Origin of the sequence: Arcicella aquatica, from assembly GCF_034928825.1 — a bacterium.
Lineage (GTDB): Bacteria > Bacteroidota > Bacteroidia > Cytophagales > Spirosomataceae > Arcicella > Arcicella aquatica.
In genome coordinates, this window is the sequence record NZ_JAYFUL010000093.1 from 1 (window position 1) to 4,431 (window position 4,431).

General features: G+C 30.0%; 3 protein-coding genes and 1 pseudogene. All 4 read right to left on the minus strand.

Annotated elements, in window-relative coordinates:
- Positions 1–346 precede the first annotated feature (346 nt).
- Entirely contained in the window at positions 347–1,441 is a 1,095-nt protein-coding gene (locus tag VB264_RS24870) for an ATP-binding response regulator (protein WP_323254081.1), read from the minus strand.
- A gap of 98 nt (positions 1,442–1,539) precedes the next feature.
- A complete protein-coding gene (locus tag VB264_RS24875) occupies positions 1,540–1,956 on the minus strand; it encodes a response regulator (RefSeq protein ID WP_323254083.1) in 417 nt (138 codons plus the stop codon).
- A gap of 403 nt (positions 1,957–2,359) precedes the next feature.
- Positions 2,360–4,168: a PAS domain-containing sensor histidine kinase gene (locus tag VB264_RS24880; RefSeq protein ID WP_323254085.1), complete on the minus strand. Its 1,809-nt coding sequence runs from the start codon at positions 4,166–4,168 to the stop codon at positions 2,360–2,362.
- A gap of 167 nt (positions 4,169–4,335) precedes the next feature.
- Positions 4,336–4,431, minus strand: a pseudogene (locus VB264_RS24885) (IS1 family transposase); the annotation flags it as partial.

Genomic DNA, 4,431 nt, shown 5'->3' on the forward strand with positions numbered 1-4,431 from the left:
TAATAGGGTATTGATTTGCTTTGTGAATAATCAAAGTCTATTAAAATATTTAGAATTCTTCAAATTCGACTTTAGAAAATTAGGAATGGAAAATTATAGCGTTCTATAAAATTGACCATAAAAAAGAGGCTATCCTTTTGGGACAGCCTCTTTTTTATGATTGATGGGCACCGAATTCCTACTGTTTGAGCGATAGCGAGTTTAGGAATTCTTGATTTTTTTGTTACTTTTTGCATCAAGGCAAAAAGTAAGGACGAGAATAAATTACAAAAACTCAAAATCATCTAAAACTCACTATTTTTAGAGAAAATTCGGGATGCCTCATGTTTGAAGTAGGATGATACCTTTAGGCTATACGAATAGGCAAAGTAAGGTTCACTTCAAAAATACTATTGATACATTTTACTTCTAATTGTCCACCTATTGTTTTTACCCATTCATTTACGATGTATAAGCCCAGCCCCGTACCATTCATGTCTTTGGTAACATGGGCTTGATAGAAAGGCTTTATCGCTTGAGTATCCATTTGATAGCTTCCTAAAAAATGGTTTTTAAGCGTCAATGTTAAGAATGAGCTATTTGAAAGTATTTCAGAATATATTCTATAATCTACATTGGCAAATTGAATAATATTTTGATAAAGTTCGGATAAAATATCTTCCACAAAAATGCTGTCATAACCCTTAAGTGGCGAAGCATTATGATGTGTAATTAGATGAAATTCAGAGGATTTACTTTTTTTGAGTTGATGGAATAATTTGTTTTCTAGTTGTATAACATCTACTTCTTCTTTCGAGGCATTTTTCCAAGGATTTATGCCACAGATTAGCTGGTTATACCAAAGTAACTTACGAGTAATACGTAGCATCCTTTTGCCAGAAAGCCTGATGCCATCAATTAGCATTTGAAGTTCATTAATATCCAGAAAACTAGCGTTTTCAATGCTTTCTGACATTAAATCTGTAAAGTTTACTATGCCATTTAAGGGCGTAAGGTATTCATGATTAGAGATACTTAGAAAAATATCCGTAGCATTTTTACGAATTTCAACATCAGCAGACGCTTTTTTGAGAGAACTAATTCTTAACCTAGAATTGATAGTTTCAATTAAATCTTTGGTGGTAAAAGGCTTAGTAATGAAATCATCAGCCCCCAAATTCATTCCTTTTCGTTTATCAGAAAAATCTGCCCTAGCTGATAAAAAAATAAAAGGAAGATTTACTAAACCTTTTTCATAGCGAATAATTCTTAAAATTTCATACCCATCCATTTCGCCAAGCATAATATCACAAATAACAATGTCTGGTTGAAAGGCTTCAATTAACTGGATTCCAGTCTCACCATCTTCAGCAACAAAGCAGCTAAATCCGCTAATTTCTAAAATTGTTTTTGTATTATCAGCTAACAAAAAATCATCCTCTATTAATACAATTTTAATCATAATTGTTTTTGAGTAAGATATTATCACTTCATATATTTAAAATTTAGGTTATTTAATCTATAAATTACCTATTTTATATTGAAGAACATCTATAATAATTAAAGAGGGGTACTGAAATTTTGTGTAGCAAGAAGAAGCGCTTCTTGTAATCTATTTTTACTAACTGGTTTTTCAAGGTAAGCTGCCGTTTTCAACGTTATTCCAGCCAATTCACATAGTTCTTCAAAACTACTTTGGCTAGCCGCTGATACGATAATAAGCTCTATTTGTTTATCCAAAAATTCTTCAGGATATGATTCTAAATGAAACATAAATTCATATCCATCCATTACTGGCATATTCAAATCTAATAATATAATCAACTGCTTCTCAGTTGAATTTTTTATCCAATCTAAGGCCTCCTGTCCATCAGTAGTTTCGCTGTAAGGTATATTAAAAGATTGTAATGAACGAGCTAGCAATATTCTATTAAGATGCTCATCATCTACAATTAATGTCTTAGGAATTTCATTCATTTTTTTACAATATTTTATTAATATAGGTCAAATTCTCTTTAAAATAATAGCTAATATCAAAGAGATTGAGTTATTAATGATATACATGAGTTTATAGTTAAAGAAACTCAAAATTATCTAATTATTGACTCATGAAAGTTTGGGTATTTCACAAGTTCATTTTAATAAGTTTAATAATGGAATTGTTTCAAAGTCAATAGATAATACTCAGTGTGAAAGATACGTCTATTAAAATTGAATAATTTATAATATTATATAAAAGGACTACACAACTTATTTTAAGGTAAATTAAGAAATGGTCTTTTTGCTAAATTACTTATTTATTAATTAATAACAAAAAGAATAACTCCTCTTTTTAGTAAGAGGTATTCTTTTTGTTATACCAATAATAGACACAATTTAATTATAAATAACCGAAATAAAGGATAAATGTAGAGCCTTCATTTTCTTTGCTAACAAAACTAAGCTTTCCTCCGTTTATCTTGACTAAATTTTTTGCTATTACTAAGCCTAAACCTGTTCCTTCTATCCTTCCTACGTTATTTGCCCTGTAAAAAGAATTAAATACATTGTTTTTTACCTCAGATGGTATACCTATTCCAAAATCTTGAATACTTATCTGAAAAGAATCTTCATTAAAGATTAAAGAAAGCACTGGGTTGGGTTTATTTCGTGAATACTTGAAGGCATTGGATAATAAATTATCCAAGATTAAAGTAAGATGAAGGGGGTCTATTTGTGCAGTACGAGGCGACCCTGTTACGTTAAAATCTATAAATCTTCCATCTTTTTGTAAAACATTTTGAGCCTCTGTGCTTGTTTTAACTAATTCAAGAATATTTACATCTTCTTTATTACAACTCAAATTGTTGGATTCTATTTTTCCAACAATCAAGATTTCATTCATCAAATTGGTGATTCTATCAATCTGACTACTAATAATATTCACATGTTTTACAATATGCGGATTCTGTTCTTTATCGATCAATTGGATGATTTCAGTGCTTGAACGAATCGTAGAAAGAGGTGTTCTAAACTCATGAGATGCTACATTGACAAAAAGCGTTTTCAAATCATTCAATTCTTTTTCTTTTTGTAATGATGCCATCAACACCTCTTCGGTGCGTTTTCTATCATTTATTTCTCTGGAAGAGGTAATAATTCGATGAGTAAGGTCATAATCATCAAAAAATACTTTTGAATTCGTTTCTAGCCACACATAACTTCCATTGGCTTTTTTGAAGCGATAGCTTGTATATGACGACGTAGTTTCGCCAAATGGTAGCTGTTCTTTGTCAGTAATCTCTAAATCGTCAGGATGATAATAATCAGATAGTTTTTTCCCAATTAAATCTTGGGGTTCATAGCCAGTAATTTGTTTGATGGAAGGCGACAGATACAATAAACTACCTTCTAAATCATGAATACAAACTAAGTCTTTTACATTATTTGAGAGTAATTCGTAAATATGGGCGTTTTCCTTTTGTCTAGTAATGTCTCTTAATGTTCCTGTAGCTCCAATTACAAATCCTTTTGGGTCTGAAATAAATGTAACAGAAGCTTTAATCCATTTTATTTCTCCAGTTTTTGTAATAAATCTGGCAAGGTGTTTACTTGTAGGTTTTTTTTCACGGATTAAAGCATCAAACAATTGTTCTTTTTGGGCAGCATCTTCTGGATGCATAAAATCGTAAAATGGCCTACCTAATGATTCCTCTATGCTATAGTTTAAGATTTTTGTCCAAGAATCATTCAAGAATGTCCACTGCCAATGTTGGTCAGTTTTAAATACAATGTCACTGATGAGATTAATTACTTCGTGATATTGACTTTCTGAGTATAGTACGTTTTCACTAACGAAAGGAATTGTGTTGGGAAGTACATGAAACTGAACCAAAATCATTGAAACAATACCGTTTTCATCCATAAGTGGAGAAAACTTTTGCTTTATTGTATTTGGTTCAAGCTCAAAAGATTCTCCCTCAAATGTTCTTTTATAGTGTTCAACAGTCGAAAGAAAAAATGGATGTTCTGATGTAATTACTTTACTTATTTCATGTAATTGTGGTAATTCATCAAAACTAAATTTATAAGAATCTGCGAAAGACTTATTAAAATAAACAAATCGGTATTCTCTATCTAAAATATAAACATTGCCTTCTAATGAATTCAATATTACTTCCGATAAATAATTAATCGAGGAAGATCTCATCTGCTAATGGCGGTTTTAAATTTTTAATATGATGATAACTTACTACTCAATTGAACGGGTCTATATAATTTAAATAAAGATAAAACAAAATATTTATTCATATTAATGAAAAAATAAATATTGTAAAATCTATAGAAAAAATTAGGGTAGTCCTAAAAATGTAATGTTTATCTTTCAAGATTATAATTACAAATAAAGTATTTTATTGCACCAATATGATTGTCGAGGGACTTTGAGAAACTTAAAGCTTTTCTGACTAATCT